The organism is Pectobacterium aroidearum (assembly GCF_015689195.1).
Taxonomy (GTDB): domain Bacteria; phylum Pseudomonadota; class Gammaproteobacteria; order Enterobacterales; family Enterobacteriaceae; genus Pectobacterium; species Pectobacterium aroidearum.
This window is the reverse complement of sequence record NZ_CP065044.1, coordinates 1,453,372-1,476,147: the sequence shown is the minus strand read 5'-3', so window position 1 is coordinate 1,476,147 and position 22,776 is coordinate 1,453,372. Positions and strand designations below refer to the sequence as shown.

General features: G+C 53.3%; 24 protein-coding genes. 8 read left to right on the top strand and 16 right to left on the bottom strand.

Going from position 1 to position 22,776, the window contains the following annotated elements:
- Positions 1-26: 26 nt before the first annotated feature.
- The 4 genes from rodZ to ndk all read right to left on the bottom strand — a co-directional run bounded on the left by rodZ (position 27) and on the right by ndk (position 3,944).
- On the bottom strand, positions 27-1,031 hold the full coding sequence (gene rodZ, locus I2D83_RS06590; RefSeq protein WP_181848748.1) for a cytoskeleton protein RodZ: 1,005 nt from the start codon (positions 1,029-1,031) through the stop codon (positions 27-29).
- On the bottom strand, positions 1,021-1,800 hold the full coding sequence (gene pilW, locus I2D83_RS06585; RefSeq protein WP_181845621.1) for a type IV pilus biogenesis/stability protein PilW: 780 nt from the start codon (positions 1,798-1,800) through the stop codon (positions 1,021-1,023). Before pilW ends, rodZ begins: the two co-directional genes overlap by 11 nt.
- A 180-nt stretch (positions 1,801-1,980) precedes the next feature.
- Entirely contained in the window at positions 1,981-3,240 is a 1,260-nt protein-coding gene (gene rlmN, locus I2D83_RS06580) for a dual-specificity RNA methyltransferase RlmN (RefSeq protein WP_015841194.1), read from the bottom strand.
- 275 nt (positions 3,241-3,515) lie between these two features.
- Positions 3,516-3,944: a nucleoside-diphosphate kinase gene (gene ndk, locus I2D83_RS06575; protein ID WP_015841195.1), complete on the bottom strand. Its 429-nt coding sequence runs from the start codon at positions 3,942-3,944 to the stop codon at positions 3,516-3,518.
- A 359-nt stretch (positions 3,945-4,303) separates the two neighbouring features.
- On the opposite strand from ndk, the gene I2D83_RS06570 reads away from it, so the two are divergent.
- The 4 genes from I2D83_RS06570 (at position 4,304) to I2D83_RS06555 (ending at position 9,061) form a co-directional block, all read left to right on the top strand.
- Entirely contained in the window at positions 4,304-5,884 is a 1,581-nt protein-coding gene (locus I2D83_RS06570; protein ID WP_205947745.1) for a PTS transporter subunit EIIC, read from the top strand.
- Between the two features lie 13 nt (positions 5,885-5,897).
- On the top strand, positions 5,898-7,259 hold the full coding sequence (locus tag I2D83_RS06565) for a 6-phospho-alpha-glucosidase (protein ID WP_180779509.1): 1,362 nt from the start codon (positions 5,898-5,900) through the stop codon (positions 7,257-7,259).
- Between the two features lie 103 nt (positions 7,260-7,362).
- Entirely contained in the window at positions 7,363-8,232 is an 870-nt protein-coding gene (gene sseA / locus I2D83_RS06560) for a 3-mercaptopyruvate sulfurtransferase (RefSeq protein WP_205947744.1), read from the top strand.
- A gap of 40 nt (positions 8,233-8,272) precedes the next feature.
- Positions 8,273-9,061: a MurR/RpiR family transcriptional regulator gene (locus I2D83_RS06555; protein ID WP_205947743.1), complete on the top strand. Its 789-nt coding sequence runs from the start codon at positions 8,273-8,275 to the stop codon at positions 9,059-9,061.
- 34 nt (positions 9,062-9,095) lie between these two features.
- Here the strand turns inward: I2D83_RS06555 and sseB are convergent, their stop codons facing one another.
- The 11 genes from sseB to trmJ all read right to left on the bottom strand — a co-directional run bounded on the left by sseB (position 9,096) and on the right by trmJ (position 18,083).
- Entirely contained in the window at positions 9,096-9,890 is a 795-nt protein-coding gene (gene sseB / locus I2D83_RS06550; protein ID WP_015841200.1) for an enhanced serine sensitivity protein SseB, read from the bottom strand.
- 51 nt (positions 9,891-9,941) lie between these two features.
- Complete coding sequence (pepB, locus tag I2D83_RS06545; protein ID WP_181845616.1) at positions 9,942-11,252, bottom strand: aminopeptidase PepB; 1,311 nt, start codon at positions 11,250-11,252, stop codon at positions 9,942-9,944.
- A gap of 152 nt (positions 11,253-11,404) precedes the next feature.
- Positions 11,405-11,605 carry a Fe-S cluster assembly protein IscX gene (iscX, locus tag I2D83_RS06540; RefSeq protein ID WP_205947742.1) on the bottom strand — a complete coding sequence of 67 codons (201 nt, stop codon included), beginning with the start codon at positions 11,603-11,605 and terminating at the stop codon, positions 11,405-11,407.
- Positions 11,606-11,626: 21 nt separating this feature from the next.
- Entirely contained in the window at positions 11,627-11,962 is a 336-nt protein-coding gene (gene fdx, locus I2D83_RS06535; RefSeq protein ID WP_005970171.1) for an ISC system 2Fe-2S type ferredoxin, read from the bottom strand.
- A 1-nt stretch (position 11,963) separates the two neighbouring features.
- Positions 11,964-13,814 carry a Fe-S protein assembly chaperone HscA gene (gene hscA / locus I2D83_RS06530; RefSeq protein WP_205947741.1) on the bottom strand — a complete coding sequence of 617 codons (1,851 nt, stop codon included), beginning with the start codon at positions 13,812-13,814 and terminating at the stop codon, positions 11,964-11,966.
- A 75-nt stretch (positions 13,815-13,889) separates the two neighbouring features.
- Positions 13,890-14,408, bottom strand: coding sequence for a co-chaperone HscB (gene hscB / locus I2D83_RS06525; protein WP_180779503.1), 519 nt, complete (start codon positions 14,406-14,408; stop codon positions 13,890-13,892).
- Positions 14,409-14,478: 70 nt separating this feature from the next.
- The gene (iscA, locus tag I2D83_RS06520) at positions 14,479-14,802 is read right to left on the bottom strand and encodes an iron-sulfur cluster assembly protein IscA (protein WP_180779502.1); all 324 of its coding nucleotides are present in this window, start codon (positions 14,800-14,802) and stop codon (positions 14,479-14,481) included.
- A gap of 80 nt (positions 14,803-14,882) precedes the next feature.
- Positions 14,883-15,269 (bottom strand): Fe-S cluster assembly scaffold IscU, encoded by a 387-nt coding sequence (gene iscU / locus I2D83_RS06515; protein WP_005970177.1) that lies wholly within the window; start codon positions 15,267-15,269, stop codon positions 14,883-14,885.
- A gap of 24 nt (positions 15,270-15,293) precedes the next feature.
- Positions 15,294-16,508 (bottom strand): IscS subfamily cysteine desulfurase, encoded by a 1,215-nt coding sequence (locus I2D83_RS06510; protein WP_015841205.1) that lies wholly within the window; start codon positions 16,506-16,508, stop codon positions 15,294-15,296.
- A gap of 235 nt (positions 16,509-16,743) precedes the next feature.
- Positions 16,744-17,238 (bottom strand): Fe-S cluster assembly transcriptional regulator IscR, encoded by a 495-nt coding sequence (gene iscR, locus I2D83_RS06505; protein WP_015841206.1) that lies wholly within the window; start codon positions 17,236-17,238, stop codon positions 16,744-16,746.
- Between the two features lie 119 nt (positions 17,239-17,357).
- The gene (gene trmJ, locus I2D83_RS06500) at positions 17,358-18,083 is read right to left on the bottom strand and encodes a tRNA (cytosine(32)/uridine(32)-2'-O)-methyltransferase TrmJ (RefSeq protein WP_015841207.1); all 726 of its coding nucleotides are present in this window, start codon (positions 18,081-18,083) and stop codon (positions 17,358-17,360) included.
- A 267-nt stretch (positions 18,084-18,350) separates the two neighbouring features.
- Here trmJ and suhB point away from each other — a divergent pair, with 267 nt between their 5' ends.
- From suhB to I2D83_RS06480, 4 genes are all read left to right on the top strand, one after another.
- On the top strand, positions 18,351-19,154 hold the full coding sequence (suhB, locus tag I2D83_RS06495) for an inositol-1-monophosphatase (RefSeq protein ID WP_180779501.1): 804 nt from the start codon (positions 18,351-18,353) through the stop codon (positions 19,152-19,154).
- A 152-nt stretch (positions 19,155-19,306) separates the two neighbouring features.
- Positions 19,307-20,425 carry an ABC transporter substrate-binding protein gene (locus I2D83_RS06490; RefSeq protein WP_181845612.1) on the top strand — a complete coding sequence of 373 codons (1,119 nt, stop codon included), beginning with the start codon at positions 19,307-19,309 and terminating at the stop codon, positions 20,423-20,425.
- A gap of 6 nt (positions 20,426-20,431) precedes the next feature.
- Positions 20,432-21,514 (top strand): FecCD family ABC transporter permease, encoded by a 1,083-nt coding sequence (locus I2D83_RS06485; protein ID WP_181829115.1) that lies wholly within the window; start codon positions 20,432-20,434, stop codon positions 21,512-21,514.
- Positions 21,511-22,311: an ABC transporter ATP-binding protein gene (locus I2D83_RS06480; RefSeq protein ID WP_015841211.1), complete on the top strand. Its 801-nt coding sequence runs from the start codon at positions 21,511-21,513 to the stop codon at positions 22,309-22,311. Before I2D83_RS06485 ends, I2D83_RS06480 begins: the two co-directional genes overlap by 4 nt.
- A gap of 123 nt (positions 22,312-22,434) precedes the next feature.
- Here the strand turns inward: I2D83_RS06480 and I2D83_RS06475 are convergent, their stop codons facing one another.
- Positions 22,435-22,767, bottom strand: a complete 333-nt coding sequence (locus I2D83_RS06475; protein WP_181829116.1) for a hypothetical protein — start codon at positions 22,765-22,767, stop codon at positions 22,435-22,437.
- Positions 22,768-22,776: the final 9 nt, after the last annotated feature.

The window sequence follows — 22,776 nt, the reverse complement described above, 5'->3', positions numbered from 1 at the left end:
CATTGCAGTCTTACCTGAACAACACGTTATTCTGCGGTCAGCGTCAGGCGTGCAACCTGATTACTGCGCACAAAGCGGCTTAAATCAACCGGCTTGCCTTGAAATTGAATCTGTACCGCAGCAGGTGCGCCAATTTTAAGTTTATAGGGCGACTGACCATCCAGATTCAGCGTGCCGCCGTTACGTTGCATGCCGCTGAACAGTTTCTTGCCACTGGCATCCGTCACTTCCAGCCAGCAATCGGCCGTGAAAGTCATAACCAATGCATGGGCTGCAGGGACCGGATTGCTCTCCGCTACCGTACCCGCAGCGGGGGCGACTGCCCCAGCGCCTAACAGCCCATTACCCGCAGCCTGATGCTGTGCAGTATTTGCCTGTGAAGGCGATTGGCTGGAAGGTGCCGTTGACGGCGTCGTTGAGGAAGCAGAAGAAGGCGTTGAAGGTGTCGCCGTGACAGTCGCAGACAGGTCGACTGGCGTAGAAGCTGGTGCCGCAGCAGAATTCGGTGTCACCGTTTCCTGCGGTGCGCTGTTGTCGATCAGCGGAACGGGCTGCCCTTCCGTTTGTGCCTGCATCGAACTGGCGTGATCGACCATGCTGTTGATTTCCGCCTGCTGAGCCTGATGGTTTTGCCACCACCATGCGCCCGTCAGCCCCAGAACAACCAGCACGACCAGCCAGGTGATTGTCATCAACCAGCCATCACGCTTTTTGCGGCTTTTTTTCAGCGAAAAACTCTGCATTGGCGAGACAGAGATCGTTTTAGGTATCGCCTGTTTATCCACAGCGGGAAGCAGCTCATCTTCGGGTAAATGAACCAGCTTGGCATAAGAACGGACATAGCCGCGCAAAAAGGTCGGCGCTAAATCGGCAGGCGTTGTACCGTCTTCAATATCACGAACGGTGGAGATTTTAAGGCACAAACGCTCGGCAATAGTTTGCTGGGTAAATCCAAGGCGTTCACGCGCCTCACGCAGACGTTCACCGGGTAGTTTTGCTTCTGTTGTATCTTGGGTGGCTTCAGTATTCATTAGCTAAGAAATGCTGGTACTGTTTAGATTGTGGAAAACTTCGCGCCAGCACGTTGCCATAACGTTCTTTATCGCCATCATGGCCCGCCAACGCGGCGAAACGAATCTGTAACCATAAGCTTTCGGCACTGGCCGGAAGACTATGCTGATAAACATCAAGCAGCAGCCGCGCTTGCTCATTTTTCCCGGCATCAAACTGTTTGTTTGCTTCCGCCAGCAAGGCACTGCCTTTCGTCGGGTCATATCTCAGCGCCCGGCTTAATAAATTGCGCGCATTTTCACTCTGCCCGGCATTGAAAAAGCAGTATCCCGCATTTTCCAACGCATCAGCAACCTGACTGTAATCAGGAAGTTGTGCAGCCGCACTAAACTGTCGCTGCGCCGCTACATACTGCCCTAAACTACACAGAAACGCACCGTAATTATTCATGACGCTGCCATTTTCCGGCGCCATGTTCAACACATGCTGATAGCGCTGTTCGGCAAGACGGTTTTCACCTATCCGCTGCTCGTAGAGCGCCATCCCCAATTGTGTTCGATAATCCAGCGGAGCAATCGCCACCGCCTTTTCAAGATTCTGCCGAGCTGAATCCAGATTATTATGCGCCAGATACGCCAGCCCCAACTGCAAACGGGTTTGAGCGATCGCTGGATTTGTCGCACCCTGAGGCGAATATACACACCCCGTCAGCAACAGCACCGCGAGCAGACCACTCAGCCAGTACACTCCCCGTAATACCACTATTCTCCGTGATAGAGACGCCACCATCCCTGTTTCCTCACCTTGTCATCCTTGCCAGACCAGAGAGGTTACCTGAATATGAACAGAGCGGCAGTCAGACCTGACAACAACGCGGCGCGCTTCGCAATTTGCTCACGTTAGCCCTGCAAAGCATCTCAGCGGCAGACGTTAGGTTAACGCTTCCACGTTAACCCACGCCATTCGATCTTAGACCGCTTTCACCGCGATAGGTTCACCCGCCATTTTCTTCTTCAGCGTGCGTTTGGTTCTGTCCACGACTTCACCAGCCAGCTGGCCACAGGCAGCATCAATGTCATCCCCACGGGTTTTACGTACGATCGTCGTGAAACCATACTCCATCAGTACCTTGGAGAAACGGTCAACGCGGCTGTTTGAGCTACGGCCATACGGCGCGCCCGGGAACGGGTTCCATGGAATCAGGTTAATCTTGCACGGCGTATCTTTCAGGCATTCAGCCAGTTGATGCGCATGCTCAGTACCATCATTGATATGATCCAACATCACATACTCAACGGTAACACGTCCCTGATTCGCATTGGATTTTTCCAGATAGCGACGTACTGCACTCAGGAACATCTCGATATTGTACTTTTTGTTGATCGGCATGATTTCATTGCGGATGTCGTCGGTCGGCGCATGCAGGGAAATCGCCAGCGCGACATCAATCATATCGCCCAGTTTATCCAACGCAGGCACGACGCCAGACGTGGACAGCGTCACACGACGTTTGGACAGACCGAAACCGAAATCATCCAGCATGATTTCCATCGCTGGCACCACGTTAGTCAGGTTCAACAGCGGTTCGCCCATACCCATCATCACCACGTTGGTGATGGGGCGCTGACCGGTGACTTTAAAAGCGCCGATGATTTTCGCCGCACGCCACACCTGGCCGATAATTTCCGATACGCGCAGGTTACGGTTAAAGCCCTGCTGCGCCGTTGAACAGAATTTGCACTCCAGCGCGCAACCGACCTGAGACGATACGCACAGCGTGGCGCGATCTTCTTCTGGAATATAAACGGTTTCGACCCGCTGGCCGCCCACCAGAATCGCCCACTTAATCGTGCCGTCGGAAGAACGCTGTTCATCCACCACTTCGGGTGCGCGAATTTCAGCGATTTCCTGCAATTTGGAACGGAAGACTTTGTTGATATCCGTCATCTGATTGAAGTCATCACAGCAGTAGTGATAAATCCACTTCATGACCTGATCGGCGCGGAACGGTTTCTCTCCCATCGATATGAAGAGGTCACGCATTTGCTGACGGTTAAGATCCAGCAGGTTAATTTTTTCCGCACTGGTTTTAACGGATTGGGAGGCATCAGCGGACGCCGGAGAGAATTCGGACACGGTTTGCTCGGATACGGTAGTAGTTGTAGACGCGATAGTTGTAGATGCGGCTGTTTCAGGCACGATGATTTCAGACACGATTTGCTTAGACATTGGTAGATCCTGGCCTCGTTGTTACACGTTATGGCGCTAAAAAAGAGGGTTGAGTTCAATGGTCATGACCAAAGAAACGCCCCAGACAAGTATAGGCTCATCCAGGGCGCAGCATTGTACAAAGTTTAAAACAGGTAAGCTACCATCACCGCTTTTTTTCTGTGTCATTGTGTTGGCATCGCACACTCACGCGACGAAACAAAGCAACATCACAGGCGCTCACCTGTTAGCACGCACAAAAACGCATCGTGCGTGCTATTACCGGGTAGGCGGAATTAGGCGCGTGGGCAGATTTCGTCGTCGCTGAAGAAATAAGCAATTTCACGCTGAGCGGATTCAATGGAATCAGAACCGTGTACCGCGTTCGCGGTGAAGCTATCCGCGTAATCAGCACGCAGCGTTCCCGCCAGTGCATTTGCCGGGTTTGTGGCACCCATAATGTCACGGTTACGTTGAACCGCGTTTTCACCTTCCAGCACCTGCACCATGATTGGGCCAGACATCATGAATTCGACCAGACCATCAAAGAACGGCTTGCCTTTATGTTCAGCGTAGAAACCTTCCGCCTGCTCACGGCTCAGACGCAGCATTTTAGCCGCAACAAGGGTAAAACCCGCGCTTTCAAAGCGTGCGTAAATTGAACCAATCGCATTCTTGGCAACCGCATTAGGTTTTACGATGGAGAAGGTACGTTCTATCGTCATATTGACCTCATTAACTAAACTGTCAGATTGCAGCCGGATTATAAGAATTGTATACCCGGCCAGTGAAAGTGGCGCAAATTATAGGTGCAGAGACCTTTGTTGCCTACCAAGGAAATAACATTTTATTAAAAAAATATTACCTCTCATTTTCCCTTCATTAACGTTCAGGCATCGCACGTTTTCGTCCCCCACGGCCACTGCGCTGAATGTAACAAATCATCGGCGATCACAGTTCTGAAGGTTACTTGTAACGTTATAGGTTATTTGTTTTTAAAACAACAAGATAACTGGAATCTCTTTATCATTCGCTGCTAGCCTTGCTGCTGTACCCACCATAATGGCCAGTAAGAGGGCTGATAATGAAAAGAGCGGTCAATGCATTGCAAAATTTCGGCAAGTCCCTGTATGGGCCGGTGCTGATCCTCCCGATTGTCGGGCTATTCATCGCATTTGGGAACGTATTTGGTAACGGCAATTTAGCGGGCTATGTCCCTTTGCTTAATCACCCTTTGATTCAGGATTTTGGTCAACTGGTGTCCAAATCTGCCGTGGCGATTCTGGCCAATTTGGCGCTGGTGTTCGCCGTTGGGATCCCGATCGGACTGGCGAAACGCGATAAGGGCTACGCCGCGCTGATCGGTCTGGTGATGTTCATCATCTTCATTAACGCCATGAATATCACGCTGCAATTACAGGGCAAGCTCGTACCAGCCGCAGAGATGCGCGCCGCCGGACAAGGTATGGTGCTGGGCGTTCAGGTGCTGGAAATGGGCGTTTTCGCCGGCATTCTGATCGGCGGATTCGCAGGCTACCTGTATAACCGCTATTCCAGTAAACAGTTTAACGGCGTCATGGCGATCTATTCCGGCCACTGCTTCGTCGCCATCCTGGTTATTCCGCTGGCGATTGCGCTGGGCTTTGCGATGAGCGCGCTGTGGCCGTTTGCTCAGCACGGCATTACCTGGCTGGCCTTCGCGATTAAGGGGGCAGGCCCTGTTGGCATCGCCATTTATGGTTTTCTGGAACGCGTGCTGATCCCCACCGGGCTGCATCATCTGGTCTATACCCCGTTCCTATACACCGAACTGGGCGGAACCGCAGAGGTATGCGGCAAACTGTACCAAGGCGCACGCAACATCTATTTTGCTGAAATGGCCTGTCAGGACGTCAAGCAGTTGAGTTCAACCGTGGTCTGGGATGCGCGCGGTATCAGTAAAATGTTTGGTCTGACTGCCGCGGCGCTGGCGATGTATGTCACGGCTAAGCCAGAGAAACGTCTGGCTGCCAAAGCCATCCTGATTCCGGCCGCTTTTACCTCTTTCTTACTGGGCGTCACCGAGCCGCTAGAGTTCTCCTTCCTGTTCGTCGCGCCCATGCTATTTGCCGTCCACGCCGTACTGACCGGCATAGGCATGATGCTGTTCTCCATCATGGGCGTGCATGCGATTGGCGCCAACGGCGTCATCGACTTTCTGCTTTATAACCTTCCGCTGGGCATTGAAAAATCCAACTGGCCAATGTACATCGCGGTCGGACTGACGATGTCGGTGATTTACTTCTTCGTCTTCCGCTTCCTGATTCTGTATTTCGACATGCCAACACCGGGGCGTGAAACCGACGAAGAAGAAACACGGCTTTATTCTAGAACCGAATATCAGGCCAAAACCGAAGGTCAGGTAAAAACACCGGACGCGGTGAAAGGTGATGCTCCACCTGTCGGTGCCACCATCATCGCCGGGCTGGGCGGTAAACCGAATATCGAGGTGGTGGATAACTGCTACACCCGCCTGCGGGTCACGCTGATCGACCCGAATCTGGTCGATGAACAACAGCTTAAGAGCACCGGTGCGAAAGCCGTTATCCGGCAGGGTAACAACGTACAGGTGGTTTACGGACTTCACGTCAAAACGATACGCGAAGCAGTTGAAAACGCGCTTTAACAGGAGACTGATCATGACGAAACCCCCATTCATTCTGACAATTGCCGGTGGCGGCAGCACCTATACCCCAGGCATCGTAAAGAGTCTGATGGTACGTCTCGCGGATTTCCCGCTGGCAGAGATTCGTTTGTATGACATCGACGGCCAGCGGCAGGACATCATCGCGCCAGTGGTGGAAAAAGTGATTCGCGACCACAGTGACAGCATCATATTTACCGTCACAACCGACGCAGAAACGGCATTTAACGGTGCACATTTTGTCTTTGCCCAGATGCGCGTCGGGCAGTACAAAATGCGCGAGCAGGACGAGAAAATCCCGCTACGTCATGGCGTCGTCGGGCAGGAAACCTGCGGCCCCGGCGGGCTGGCCTACGGCCTGCGCACCATTCTGCCGATGGCTGAGCTGATCGATCTGGTTGAACGCTATGCGCATAAAGAGGCGTGGATCGTCAATTACTCCAACCCCGCCGCCATTGTTGCTGAAGGCGTGCGCCGCCTGCGTCCTAACGCCCGCGTGCTGAATATCTGCGACATGCCAGTTGCCGCGATGCGTAACATTGCGGCCGTGCTGGGGGTCGATCGTCACGACATCACGGTGGACTATTTCGGGCTGAACCACTTCGGCTGGTTTACCCGCGTGCTGGTCGATGGCGTCGATCGTATGCCGGAACTGCGCGAGCACATCGCCCGCTACGGCCTGTTGACCGCCGATGCCGCTGATACGGATCCGCAGCACGCCGATCCATCGTGGGTGAAAACCTGGCGCAACATCAAACCGGTCATGGATCATTTCCCGGAGTTCGTGCCGAATCCGTATTTGCAGTACTACCTGATGCCGAATCAGATCGTGGAGCATCAGGATCCTGACTACACGCGCGCCAATGAAGTGATGGACGGGCGTGAGAAGAAGCTGTTTGCGGCGGCCGCCAGCTATAAGGAAACCGGTATTCTGCCCGATGCGTTCCACGTTGGCGTGCACGGGGCGTTTATTGTTGATGTCGCCTGTTCGCTGGCGTTCGACCTGCGTCAGCGTCATCTGGTGATTGTCGAGAATAAAGGTGCCATCGCCAATCTGCCGTATGACGCGATGGTAGAGGTGCCTGCTTATATCACCGCACAAGGGCCGGAGCCGGTGCGGATGGGGAATGTCCCGCAGTTCCATCGTGCCTTGCTGGAACAGCAGTTGGCATCCGAGCAGTTGCTTGTGGAAGCGACGCTGGAAGGCAGTTACGAGAAGGCCTTGCAGGCATTTACCCTGAACCGTACCGTGCCGACAATGCAGCATGCCAAAGCCATTCTGGATGAGATGATTGAGGCCAATCAGGATTACTGGCCGCAATTAAAACAAGCATATAGAGACGGTATCGCCCAATAATCTGCGACTTGTCGGATGGAGGAAAATCGCTGACAATGCATCTATCATTGCACATCAATGGTAGATTCGGGGTCGAATTCGTCGGCCCCAACGTGGAGGATCTATGTCAGCATCGTCTTCTGATTTGCCCGTTTCTCATGAGCGGTTTGTTTCCGCAGACTGGCTTGCCAGCCACTTGAATGACAGCAGTATCACGCTCATTGACGCCCGCATGCTGCCGCCGGGCAACACCACCCGTGATGTTCATGCCGAATACCGTGCCGGTCATCTGCCTGGCGCGGTTTTTTTTGATATTGAAGCCTTATCCGATCACAGCACCGATCTGCCGCATATGATGCCAACTCGCGAAGACTTCGCGCGGGCGATGGGCGAACTGGGGATCAATAATCAGCAACATCTGGTGATTTATGATGAAGGCAATCTCTTCTCCGCACCGCGCGCGTGGTGGATGTTGCAAACCTTCGGCGCGACATCCGTTTCCATTCTGAGCGGTGGGCTGGCGGGCTGGACAGCACAGAACCTACCATTGGAACAGGGCGATGTGACGCCAAAGCCAACCGCGTTCCACGCCACGCTGGATGAAAGCGCGATTCGCTCACGCGACGACGTGCTCTCCATCAGCCGGGATAAATCAGAACAGATTGTCGATGCCCGCCCCGCTCCGCGCTTTCATGCCCAAGTGGACGAACCGCGTCCCGGCCTGCATCGCGGTCATATTCCCGGTAGCCTGAACGTGCCGTGGACCGATTTAGTGCATAACGGTGCGCTGAAATCCAACGCTGAACTGGCAACCATTCTGCATAAGCACGGCGTGGATTTCACTCGTCCCATCGTCGCCAGCTGTGGTTCCGGCGTAACAGCATCTGTCGTGGTGCTGGCGCTGACGCAGTTAAATGTCCCGAATGTGACGCTGTACGACGGTTCATGGAGCGATTGGGGTAGCCGCGATGACGTTCCGATTGTGCGTGATTAGCTCTGCTCGGTATTTTATTGCCGTCAATTAGGGGTAGTGGGTGGATAATCGGCTGGCGTCCTTAATGCAGCACGGTCAGGTGCTGACCCGCGCGGAATACCGCGTGCTGGCTTTTATCGCCGAACATTCGTCGCTGATCGGCAAAATCACGGTGCGTGAGCTGGCACAGAAGACCTATGTTTCCACCGCAACCATCATGCGGCTGTGCCAGAAAATCGGCTTTAGCGGCTACAGTGAATTCATTTATCACTGTAAAACGCTGCTCACGGATAATTCGCGGCTTTCCCCCTCGCCCGTCGTCACGCCCGATGACGCTTCACTTCCCGATGCTTTCCAGCATTTTGTCGACAACTACCAGCGCACGTTTGCCTACATTAGCCATCAGGATAGAGCGACTTTCAGCGCTATCCTGCGACAGGAAAGCCACTTTTTCCTCTACGGTGCGGGGTTTTCTCACCTGTTTGCCGAATATTTGGCGAAGAAGCTACAGGTGCTGGGGAAAGATGCGTTCTCTTCCGGGCTAGGAGACAGCCGGGGCATTTTTCTTAATAACGCGCCAAAATATCAGGTGTTTATCGCCATTTCCCGCAGTGGGGAAACCGAGCAGGTGTTGGATAAGGCGCGTATCGCCAAAAACATTGGCATGAAGGTGATCGCGTTTACCCGAGCGTCATTGAATTCATTAGGCGAGTTGGCCGATTTGCACTTCCGGCTCTACGATGATGCGGTTCACTATGCGGCGGAAGCCGGCGAGATTAGCTCATTTGAATCGAATCTGGTGATGTTGATCGATTTACTACTGTTGCAGGCAACAGCGGAAAAATCGTAATCCGCTGTCGCCTGTATCAAACTTATACCCGGTATCAGGCGTTGCCGGTGGCCTTAAACTCCCTCAGGAAACTGCCCCACTTGCGCTCGTAGAACGGCGTAGTGTGTTTAATCATGTAGTGGCTGATACCCGGTTCGCCCTCTTTCACCAGACACAGATCGACAGGGCGCTCGTCCGGTAAGGTATCACTGGCGACGCTGCCCGCTTCACGAATGATGGTTTCCTCATCCTGATCGGCATCAATGCCGATCAGCAGATGCGGCTGCTCTTCACCCGGTTCCTGAATCTGCGCCAGAAACGCCCGTTTTACATGACGATGCTTGGTAAACAGCTGCGTCAGGGAATCAATCATCTGTGCTGGCATCTCGGCTGGCTGACTCAGCATCACCTGCATATCTTCTTCAACAACGCGCTGCTGAACAAAACCGCTACCTTCGCCAGACAGAATATGTTCAATTTCCTGCGGCAAAAACTCTTTGCCGTACGGCAGCTTAGGATTGAGGAACAGCGTGACGCCCTGTGTCATTTCAAACAGCGAACGCGTCGGCAGTGCCAGAAAAGAGGCCTCTTCCGTAATCACGCTCTGTAATGCTTCCAGAGAAGAGAAGAAAGGAATCGCGGATGAGCCGTCGTCTTTTTCCCAGTGTTGGATGTTCACATTACTGCCCGCATGCAACACTACTTCGCCGGATTCATCTCCGTCATCAGTAGTACCCAGCACAAACACCGTGGCTTCCATCAGTTCACTGAAAAATTCAGGACGATGTGCGGGTTCCGTTGCGGCCAGAATCAACACTTCTTCCAGTTTATTACGTGGCGAAAACTCCATACTTTCCTCAACATGATTACGTTAAAAACCGACGCTTAAGACCTGAACAGACTACTTGGCGTTGCTCAGCAAGAGATTCGCCAGCGTGCGAACACCGAGCCCCGTCGCGCCTGTAGCCCACTGCTCTACCGCACTTTTGCGGTATGTTGCGGAGCAATCGATGTGCAACCAGCCCTGCTGGTAATTTTTCACAAAGTGCGACAGGAAAGCCGCCGCCGTGCTGGCACCGGCGGTGTTTGCACCACTGGCAATATTGTTCAGATCCGCAAAGCTGGACGGCAGATGGCTACGGTGAAATTCTTCCAGTGGCAGGCGCCAGAACGGCTCGTTTTCTTCTTTCGCACTTTCCTGCAATGCCGCAACCAACTCATCATCAAAGCTGAACAGTGCGTGATAATCATTACCCAGCGCCATTTTCGCTGCGCCCGTCAGCGTTGCGCAGTCGATAATCCACTGCGGATTCTGCTCGGAGGCATCGATCAGGCCATCCGCCAGCACCAGACGCCCTTCCGCATCCGTGTTCATGACTTCAACCGTCTTGCCGTTGCGGTAACGAATGATATCACCCAGTCGGAACGCATTGCCGCTGACCATGTTGTCCGCACAGCACAGATACAACTTCACACGCTGTTGCAAACCGCGTGACGCCGCCAGCGCCAGTGCGCCAGTCAGAGTGGCTGCACCGCCCATATCCGATTTCATGGAATCCATAGAGCTGCTAGGCTTCAGACTGTAGCCACCGGTATCAAACGTAATACCTTTGCCCACCAGACAGGCGAACACTGGCGCATCCGCGTTACCCGTTGGGTTATAGTCCAGTGCCAGTAGCACCGGCTGACGTTCAGAACCGCGACCGACCGTGTGCAGACCGGCGTAATTCTGCTCACGCAGATCTTCACCTTTGGTGATACGGTAGCTGATGGCATCACAGGCAACATCACACAATAAATCGACTGCGCGGGTTGCCAGTTGTTCTGGCCCCAAATCTTCAGCAGGCAGGTTGATAGTGTCACGCACCCAGTCAACAATCTTCAGACGATCGTTCAGTTCTTTCTTATCGGCGTCGTTCAGATCCGCCCATTCAACCGTTCTTTGCCCTTTCGGCCCGCGATACCCTTGCCAAAATGCCCAGCTGTTTGCCAGATCCCAGCCTTCACCGGCTAATTTAACGTGTTTAATCCCCTGCCCGTCGATTTTACGGGCGGCACGCTGGATCGTTGCCAGCGCAGCTTTGCCATTCAGTGACGTCGTTCCAACATGAATGGTAAAACCCTGCTCATTCACACTCAGCGTCGCTTTTTCTCCCCAGCGCGCATCAGCAGGTTGCGTGGAGAGTGAAATCAGCATGGTATTGTTCGTCATAGTGCTTCTCCGATAATGGATATTCCTGCCACTTTTCATGTTTGCAGGTACTTTTCATATTTGCAGATACATAAACCGTGCATCATGACATGAAAATGTTACGAATTTTGGCACGAAATAAAATGGGCCACCCAAGGCAGCCCGTCATAATGTTAGTCGGCTTCATCTAACCAGACCAACAGGATCGCTTCCAGAATTTTTTCATTGGAGGCGTCCGGTCGATCGTCAAATTCATCCAGTTCGCAGATCCACTGGTGCATATCCGTGAAACGCACCGTTTTCGGATCGAGATCGGGAAACTGGTCGTAAAGCGCTTCACCGATAGCCTGGCTGTCTGTCCATTTTAACCCCATAACGGTTTCTCCCTATTCGAATCAATGTTCGCGCGCGTGGTTGATCGTATAGCGCGGGATCTCGACGACCAGATCGTCCCCAGCAATACGCGCCTGACAGCCCAGACGACTTTCCGGTTCCAGTCCCCAGGCCTTATCCAGCATGTCGTCTTCTTCTTCAGTGCTTTCCGCCAACGAGTCAAACCCTTCACGCACGATACAGTGGCAGGTGGTGCAGGCGCAGGATTTCTCGCAGGCATGCTCAACGTCAATACCGTTACGCAGAGCGACTTCCAGAATGCTTTCACCGCGTTCCGCTTCCAAAACCGCCCCTTCAGGACACAGATCCTGATGCGGTAAAAAAACTATCTTAGGCATGTTACACCTCATCCACAGAATGGCCTGCCAGCGCGCGACGGATAGAAACATCCATACGGCGAGCGGCGAATTCCTGGGTTTGTTGATCGACTGTTTTAATCGCGGCTTCAATCGCCACGGGATCGCTGCCCTGCATCATCGTATGCAGGTGTTCGGATGCCGCGACAATGACGCCTTTTTCGTCATTGCTCAATAACTCGGCGTCAGCCACCAACGCGCTTTGCAAACTTTCCAGCACGCGTGCCGCCTCCACTTTTTGCTCTGCCAGACGACGCGCGCCGACATCTTCCTTCGCATTCAGCATCGAGTCGGTGATCATCGTGGCAATTTCCGTATCGCTCAAACCGTATGATGGCTTCACCTGAATAGACGCCTCAACGCCCGTCGATTTCTCCATCGCCGTCACGCTCAGCAGGCCATCCGCATCGACCTGAAAGGTCACGCGAATATGCGCCCCACCAGCAGGTAGCGGCGGCAAGCCGCGCAACGAGAAGCGAGCAAGCGAACGGCAGTCCGCTACCATTTCGCGTTCGCCCTGCAAGACGTGGATCATCATGCCGCTCTGGCCGTCTTTGAAGGTGGTGAATTCCTGTGCGCGGGCAACCGGGATCGTGGTATTGCGCGGAATGATTTTTTCCACCAATCCGCCCATCGTCTCCAGCCCCAAGGACAAGGGGATGACATCAAGCAGTAGCATGTCGCTGTCTGGCTTGTTGCCCACCAGAATATCCGCCTGGATCGCCGCACCCATCGCCACGACCTTATCTGGATCGATCGACGTCAGCGGCGTGCGACCAAAAAACGTTCCCACCTGTTCGCGCACCAGCGGAACACGTGTCGATCCGCCTACCATCACCACTTCCAGCACCTCTTCCGGCGTCAGTCCTGCGTCTTTCAGCGTACGACGGCAGGACAGCAGCGTGCGTTTCACCAGTGGAGCGATCAGCGAATCAAACTGCTCACGGGTAATATCACCCTGCCAGCCAGCAACACTCACGCTCGCTGACTCGGTGCTGCTGAGCGCAATTTTGGCTTTCACCGCCGCAGCGCGAAGCGCATGATCCAACTGGCGATCGTCACGATCGTGAATCCCCGCCTGTTCACGCAACCACTCCGCCAGCAGATGATCGAAATCATCACCACCCAGCGCAGAATCACCGCCTGTCGCCAGCACTTCAAAAACGCCGCGGCTCAGACGCAGAATGGAAATATCAAAGGTGCCGCCGCCCAGATCGTAAATGGCGATCACGCCCTCTTTACCGGAATCCAACCCGTAGGCAATCGCGGCGGCGGTCGGTTCATTGAGCAGACGCAAGACGTGCAGCCCGGCAAGACGTGCCGCGTCTTTGGTGCCCTGACGCTGTGCGTCATCGAAATACGCAGGAACGGTAATCACCACGCCATCAGGCACACCGCCTAACGCCGCTTCCGCGCGCGCAGCCAGTGCGGACAGAATATCTGCCGAGACTTGTACAGGATTGAGGTTACCAGCAGGTGTCTGAATCAGCGGCAGGCCGTTATCGCTGGCATGAAAACGATACGGTAAATGCGGGTAGCGCTGTTGAATATCATCCAGAGAGCGCCCCATCAGGCGTTTGACTGAACTGACGGTATTTTCCGGATCGCGAGCAGCATTGTCGCGCGCCTGCCAGCCAACGCTGTGGCCATCGCGACGGTAGTGGACAACCGATGGCAACAGGTCACGTCCGTCGCTATCCGCCAGCGTTTGGGCTTCACCGCTGCGCACCGTAGCAACAAGAGAATGGGTGGTGCCTAAATCAATACCGACAGCCAAACGGCGCTGGTGCGGTGCGGCACTCAGACCAGGCTCACTAATTTGTAATAAGGCCATATTGAGCTTCCATCAATTGGCTGGCGAAAAAGCCGGTATAGCAACAACTATCGGGTTTCCCGCCGAATTAACCAGTTATCTGTCCAGCAATTGTTCTTCGAGTTCTTCAACCTGTTGCTGGAGCTTGTCTAAAAAGCGTAGCTTGCGCACGGTATCTGCGGCGTCTGTCCACGTCTCATTATCGAGTTCATCACGCATGTGCGAACGGCGTTTGACGATCATGGCCTGCAACCGTCCGGCAAACGCGCTCAACGCCACATCCGCATCAGATCGCTGTGAGATCGCGTCCAACTCTTCGCGCAGTTCCAGCTGTTCCATCAGGAATGCTGTGTCCTTCATCGTATGCTGTTCGTTGTTCACATCAAAGCCGTGCAGCGACAACATGTACTCCGCGCGTTTCAACGGATGCTTGAGCGCCTGATAGGCATTGTTGATCGTCGCCGCCTGCTGCACTGCCAGCATGCGCTCGCGCTCTGGGCTGGCAGCATAACGATCGGGATGGAACTGCCGCTGCAACGCCTGAAAACGGGATGCAAGCAGGCCGCCATCCACATCATAGCGAATCGGCAGCCCGAATAACGTAAAGTAATCCATAGTGGTACTCTGGGAGTTCTGGGTAGCAGCGCAGACCATTCACTGATAGCACGCGACTACCCGAGAGGGGTCAGACGTTGAAACTTTCGCCGCAACCGCATTCGCCGGAACTGTTCGGGTTATTGAACTTAAAACCTTCGTTCAGCCCTTCTTTGACGAAATCCAACTCGGTTCCATCAAGATAGACCAGGCTTTTGCCGTCCACGATGACTTTGACGCCTTTGTCTTCAAAGACCGTATCACCGTCATTCAAATCATCAACAAATTCCAGCACATACGCCATACCGGAACAACCGGATGTCCGTACGCCAAGACGCAGCCCAAGGCCCTTGCCCCGGTTGGCGATGAAAGCGCTCACGCGTTGTGCCGCACTTTCGCTCAGAGAAATCGACATACTGTTACCTCGATCGTTCGCCATCTCGACAGGAACAGGCACCGAGAGACACGGTGCCCCGCCGAGTTCAGCCGCAGAGATTACTGCGCGTCGCGTTTACTTTTGTAATCCGCAATCGCTGCCTTGATAGCGTCTTCCGCCAGAATGGAGCAGTGAATCTTCACTGGCGGTAGCTCAAGTTCTTCGGCAATCTGCGTGTTCTTAATCGCTTCAGCTTCATTCAGCGATTTGCCTTTTACCCACTCTGTGACCAGCGAGCTGGAGGCAATGGCAGAACCACAACCGTACGTCTTGAAGCGGGCATCTTCGATGATACCCTCATTGTTGACTTTTATCTGCAACTTCATCACATCGCCGCACGCTGGCGCGCCGACCATGCCGCTGCCGATAGAAGGATCGGCGTTGTCAAATGAACCCACGTTGCGTGGGTTTTCATAGTGATCAATTACTTTTTCGCTGTAAGCCATGATAGTCGTCCCCGATCTGGTGAATTAATGATGCGCCCATTCGATGCTGCTGATATCCACGCCCTGCTTGAACATTTCCCACAGCGGAGAAAGATCGCGCAGACGACCGATGGATTTACGCACCAACTCGATGGTGTAGTCGATCTCTTCTTCGGTGGTAAAACGCCCCAGCGAGAAACGGATCGAGCTATGCGCCAGCTCATCATTCATGCCCAGCGCACGTAGCACGTAGGAGGGCTCCAGACTGGCCGATGTACAGGCAGAACCGGACGATACCGCCAGATCCTTGAGCGCCATAATCAGTGATTCACCTTCAACGTAGTTAAAGCTGACGTTCAGGATGTTAGGCGCGCCCTGCTCAATGTCACCATTCAGGTAGACTTCTTCAATATCATTAATACCGTTCCACAGACGATCGCGCAGCGTGCGCAGGCGATCCATTTCTGCGGTCATCTCTTCTTTCGCGATGCGGTAGGCTTCACCCATGCCGACAATCTGGTGCACAGGCAAGGTGCCAGAACGCATACCACGTTCATGGCCGCCGCCGTGCATCTGTGCTTCAAGACGAATACGGGGTTTACGACGAACATACAGTGCTCCGATCCCTTTCGGTCCATAAATTTTATGGCCGGAGAAAGACATCAGATCCACTTTTAACTGGTTGAGATCGATAGGCAGCTTGCCTACGCTCTGCGTGGCGTCGACGTGGAACACGATACCGCGACTGCGGCACATCTCGCCGATCGTTTCGATATCCTGCACAACACCGATTTCATTGTTAACATGCATGATGGAAACCAGAATGGTGTCCTCACGCATTGCGGCTTCGAGTTCAGCCAGATCGATAATGCCGTTACGCTGCGGAGCCAGATAGGTGACCTCGAAACCTTCGCGCTCAAGCTGACGACAAGTATCCAGCACGGCTTTGTGCTCGGTCTTGCTGGTGATGATGTGCTTGCCCTTCTTCTGATAGAAGTTGGCAACGCCTTTAATCGCGAGGTTATCGGCTTCGGTCGCGCCTGACGTGAAGACAATCTCACGTGGGTCAGCGCCAACCAGCTCAGCGATTTGATTACGGGCGATATCTACCGCCTCTTCCGCCTGCCAGCCAAAACGGTGGGAACGGGAAGCCGGGTTACCGAACGTACCGTCCAAAGTCAAAAACTGCATCATTTTCTCAGCGACGCGCGGGTCAACCGGCGTGGTGGCTGAGTAGTCGAGATAGATAGGTAACTTCATTGCTCATAAACTCCGTACATCACTTCAAAACGTACAATGCGTTTTGTTTTATTGACAGGCTGTTTATACCCGCAACCTCTCGGGCCAATGCAAAAATCTGACGATGTTATCGTTGGCACAACATCGTGATAGTCGGAATTAAACCAGCCCCACATTGGGCAATGTGGACAGGATTATGCAGCTATCAGAAAGGCAAAACGTGACGAGTAAAGGTACTCGTCACGTTGAAGGTGTATCAGGCGCGCAGGTTAACGTTGATCGTTTCCTGAATACGTCCATTGGCGGTGCGGCGAATGTCCGCATCCTGACGATCCGCAACATCCAGCACTTCCTTATTATTCACCAGCTCATCCAGCGTGATGTTATTCAGGAAGTCGGTAATACGGTCACTCAGATCGCGCCACAGCGTGTGTGTCAGGCAGCGATCGCCACCTTGACAGCCTTCACGACCCTGGCAGCGTGTTGCATCCACGGATTCATCGACGGCAGAAATAACCATACCAACGGCGATTTCATTCGCGCTTTTACCCAGCAGGTAACCGCCGCCCGGGCCACGAACGCTGGCAACCAGTCCATTCTTACGCAGGCGTGAAAACAGCTGCTCCAGATAAGACAGTGAAATACCTTGGCGTTCAGAAATATCCGCCAATGGAACTGGCCCTTCCTGGGAATGCAGAGCCACATCGAGCATGGCGGTAACGGCGTAACGGCCTTTGGATGTCAGTCTCATGATAGTGGTACCTGTAGGTAAAACATGTATTATGAAAACATGTATTGGCAGAACATACCGCGAGTCTGACATTCCTGAGTGTTTTAGTCAACTATTTAACCGAGCAAAACACTCAAGTATTATTCGTCGTGTGTTTTTTGTACCGAACTCAGTATTCCGCGCAGGATGTTAAGTTCCTGAGCTTCAGGCCTGGCGCGGGTAAACAGACGACGCAGCTTGTTCATGACCTGCCCCTGATGCGCAGGTCGGATAAACCCGGTTTGCAGTAATGTCTGTTCAAGATGCTGATAAAACCGCTCCAGATCGTCGACCAGCGGGTACGGCGATTCTTCATGTTGCGGCTGTCCGGCCTGTAACCGATCCAAATGCGCGATACGCACTTCATAAGCGATGATCTGCACTGCCATCGCCAGATTGAGCGAACTGTATTCCGGGTTTGCGGGAATCGCCACGTGGTAATGGCATTTCTGAAGTTCATCATTCGTCAACCCCACGCGCTCACGCCCGAACACCAGCGCCACTGGTGCGTGCTCTGCTTCCTGCGCGCTGCGAACGCCGCACTCACGCGGTTCCAACATCGGCCAGGGTAAGGTTCGGGAACGTGCGCTGGTGCCAACGACCAGACCACACCCTTCGAGCGCCTGATCGAACGAATCAACAATGGTGGCATTACCGATAACATCGCTGGCGCCTGCCGCCAACGCAATGGCCTGTGAATCAGGCTTAACCAACGGGTTGACCAGATAGAGTTTGCTTAACCCCATGGTTTTCATCGCTCTGGCCACTGACCCCATATTGCCAGTGTGCGACGTTTCGACCAGAACAATGCGAATATTGTCTAACATATGAACTCTGTTGTGCGATAGATAGAAGGAAGTGGTGCGAAAAGGAACTCGCCATACCTTAACACAAACTTATACACTAAATAATTCGAGTTGCAGGAAGGCGGCAAATGAAGGAACCCCGATGAGCTTACTCCAGTAAGTGATTCGGGTGAGTGAGTGTAGCCAACGCACATGCGGCTTGAAGAATGACGTGTATAGATATTTTACTTTTCTACTGCTATACTCTGCGCCGCTTTCCGTTCTTTAACATTCCAGTGGACCGATACCATGCATCCGATGCTCAACATCGCTATACGCGCTGCGCGTAAAGCCGGTAATTTGATTGCCAAAAACTATGAAACGCCAGACGCCGTCGAAGCTAGCCAGAAAGGCAGCAATGATTTTGTAACCAACGTCGATCGGGATGCAGAACGTCTGATCATTGAAGTCATCCGCAAATCTTACCCACAGCACACCATTATTGGTGAAGAGTGTGGCGAGCTGGCAGGTGAAGATCCGGCAGTACAATGGGTTATCGATCCTCTGGATGGCACCACCAACTTCATCAAACGTTTACCTCACTTCGCTGTTTCTATCGCGGTCCGCATTAAAGGCCGTACCGAAGTTGCCGTCGTTTACGATCCTATGCGTAATGAACTGTTTACCGCGACCCGTGGTCAAGGCGCACAGTTGAACGGCTACCGTCTGCGCAGCAGTACTGCCCGCGATCTGGAAGGCACCGTACTGGCAACAGGTTTCCCCTTCAAATTAAAGCAACATAGCAAAACCTATATCAATGCCATCGGCGCGCTGTTCACCCACTGCGCGGATTTCCGTCGTACAGGTTCTGCCGCACTGGATCTGGCGTATGTTGCCGCAGGTCGCGTTGACGGTTTCTTTGAAATCGGTCTGAAGCCGTGGGATTTTGCTGGCGGCGAGCTGCTGGTTCGTGAAGCAGGCGGGATCGTAACGGACTTCGTTGGCGGCCATAACTATATTGCGTCTGGCAATCTGGTCGCAGGTAATCCACGTGTAGTGAAAGCCATACTGGGCACTATCCGTGAAGAACTGAGCGACGCGCTGAAGCGCTAATCTCGACCGACTCCGGCTCCCACATAAAAACAAAAAGAGCCGGAGTTGTTATTTTTCTTTACATATGAATCCTGTATACGCATTGTTTATCCTTATACGATAATAATTATCAAACTCATTGCTCTGATAAATTGTGAATTAGGATCGCCACCATGTTAAGAAAATCAGTAAGATCGCTCTTTCTGACCGCCCTCTGCACCACCCCACTTTTCAGCTACGCCACCCAATATCCCCTTACCGTCACCGATCTTGACGGGAAAAGTGTCACCATTAAACAAGAACCGCAGCGCATCATTCTGCAGGATGGCCGCGATATTATGGCAATGGCACTGCTCGACCGCGATAATCCCTTCCAGCGTCTGGTTGCCTGGAACAATCTGGCAAAAAAACAGGACACAGCAACCTGGGACATGCTGAAAGGAAAATGGCCTGAGTCCGTCGGCATTCTGGATATGGGATTTAGTGACAAAGGCAACGTCGACCTGGAAAGCGTGCTGTCAAAACAGCCGGACCTGATGATTGCCCAGTTGCGCGCCAAGCCAGCGTTGAAGGAAAGCGGTGTGATCGACAAGCTCAGCGCGCTGAATATTCCCGTCTTGTTTGTCGATTACGAAGTGAATCCGGCGAAAGATACCGCCCCCAGCATCGATCTATTGGGGAAAGTGCTGAACCGCGAAGCCAATGCCAAAGCGTATACCGATTTCTATCGCCAACACTTTGATGCCATTCAGCAGAAAACCGCCACGATCACCCCGAAACCAAGCGTCTTTGTTGAACCGATTGCCGGAAACTCTGATTCCTGCTGCTTCACGCACAGTAAAAGCGGCTGGGGCGGATTAGTTGAAGCAGTCGGCGCGAAAAACATTGGTTCAGATTTACTGCCAGGCGCAACGGGTTTTGTCTCTCTGGAAAAAATCATCAGCATGAAACCTGATGCCTACATCATGACGGGCTCTAAGCGTGGTAACAGCCAAGTACTGCCGTTAGGCTATGGCGCCAGCGTAGAAGACGTTCGCAATCAGGCTAATGTGCTACTAAGCCGCACGGGTATTAGCCAGATTCCGGCAGTTCAGGCGAAACACGTCTATGGCGTTTACCACCATTTCTACAACCATCCCTACAACATTGTCGGTATGGAATATCTGGCAAAAGATATTTATCCTCAGGCGTTTACCAGCCTGAACCCTGATGACACGTATCACCATATCATTCAAAATTTTACCTCGCTGCCTGACAGTGACTTTATCTTTGCCTGGAAACAAGGTGAGTAATTTTTCATGAGTACGACCACTGAACCGGGTATCCGCAATACTGCCGCGGATGCCAACACCGTTATGGACAACTATCGCGGCATCATTCGACGCCGCGTGGGTGTGATGGCGATACTGCTGTTGATCATCATCGGCTCGTTGTTGCTGGATTTCACGATGGGACCTTCAGGCCTGACGCTTGATGTGCTGTGGCAAACGCTGACCGATCCGGCCAGCGCCGATGCCGGTACACGCGTGATCGTTTGGGACATTCGTCTGCCTTACGCGCTAATGGCGATTATTGTCGGGCTGGCGCTCGGCCTGGCTGGCGCAGAAATGCAAACCATCCTGAATAACCCGTTGGCCAGTCCGTTTACGCTCGGCGTTTCTTCCGCCGCCGCATTCGGCGCCGCGCTGGCTATCGTCCTCGGCATCGGTATCCCCGGCATTCCGGCTCAGTGGTTTATCTCTGCAAACGCTTTTATCTTTGCCCTGCTGGCAGCCTTGCTGCTTGATGGAATTACGCGCTGGACGCAGGTCGCCACGTCCGGCGTTGTGCTATTCGGTATCGCGCTGGTATTCACTTTCAATGCGCTGGTTTCCATGCTCCAGTTCATCGCCAACGAAGACACGCTGCAAGGTCTGGTGTTCTGGACGATGGGCAGTCTGGCGCGCGCGTCGTGGGAAAAACTGGGCATCTTGCTGCTGGTTCTGGCCATCATCATGCCCATTTCGCTGATGAGTTCATGGAAACTGACGGCGCTGCGGTTGGGTGAAGATCGCGCCGTGAGTTTTGGCATTAACGTTCGCCGCCTGCGTCTAGCGACGCTACTGCGCATCAGTATTTTATCTGCCATTTCAGTCGCATTTGTTGGCCCCATCGGCTTTATCGGTCTGGTTGCTCCACATATCGCACGTATGGTTTTCGGTGAAGATCACCGCTTCTATCTACCTGCCAGTGCCTTAACCGGTGCATTGGTGCTGTCGATGGCGTCCGTTGCCTCGAAAAATCTCATCCCCGGCGTCATTATCCCGGTCGGTATCGTCACATCACTGGTTGGCGTGCCCTTCTTCCTGAGTATTATCCTGCGCCACAGAGGAAACGTATGAACCAGCAAACCGCTTCTGGATTACGCCTTTCCCACTTTCGCGCCGGTTATCCTAAGCGTCAGGTGATTCGCGATCTGTCCGTCCCCCTGTTGCCGCGCGGGAAAATTACCGTGCTACTCGGCCCCAACGGCAGCGGTAAATCCACGCTGCTGCGCGCCATGGCGGGCCTGAATGCGTCCGAAGGCGAACTGTGGTTGGATGATACCAATCTGATGACGTTACCATTCGCTCAGCGGGCGGAAAAAGTCGTTTATCTGCCACAATCCCTTCCCGCAGGCGTTCACCTGCACGTGCTGGAATCGATCATCGTCGCACAGCGTGCGTCCGGCGGCATGCACAGTGCTGAAAAGCAGGATGAAGTCATGAATCTGCTGCGTCAGCTTGGCATTGAACATCTGGCGTTGAGCTATCTCGATCAGCTCTCAGGCGGGCAGAAACAGCTGGTCGGATTAGCGCAATCGCTGATCCGCCAACCTTCGCTTCTCCTGCTGGACGAACCGCTTAGCGCGCTGGATTTGAACTATCAGTTCCACGTCATGGATTTGGTGCGCAAGGAAACGCGTAAGCGCAACATCATCACCGTCGTGGTGGTGCATGACATCAATATCGCGCTGCGTCACGGCGACCATGTACTGATGCTGCAAAACGGTAACCTGATTGCTGATGGCGCGCCGGCCGAGGTGATTAGCCCAGAAAGTTTATCAGCGGTCTATGGCGTACGCGGCCGTATCGAGCGCTGTTCACAGGGCGTTCCGCAGGTGATTATCGACGGATTGGTAAGCGAACCGACCATCTAAGTCCGTCGTTGAATGAACAGACGGTGAGTTCCCTCACCGTCTTCCTTCCTTAGCTTATCTGGAACTACGACGCTTGATTTACCGCGTCAAAGCGATCTCGCAGCGCTTACTCTGACGGTGCCGTTATTCAACACAGGACAGGCGTTCAGAGCCAAGCATATCGCGCATGTTCGTCAGCATGTTTTCAAACAAACGCAGCGCCAAACCAACACTGTTTACGTTGTAGTATAACGGTGCGTCATAATGCTTCAGATAATGTTCGAACTCTGGTTTATCGAGCAGCTTATAAATTGCCGTAAATCGCAAAATAAGGTGACGGCAATTATTGAGGTAGAGATCGAGCGTGCGGTAATCACTTTTCATTAGCTGAGTAAGCAACGCGGTCATATGTTCGAACTCCGTCAGTAACGACGCATAATCCCCCAAATTTTCCGCACTGTGCTCAGTCGATTCCATATCGTCATC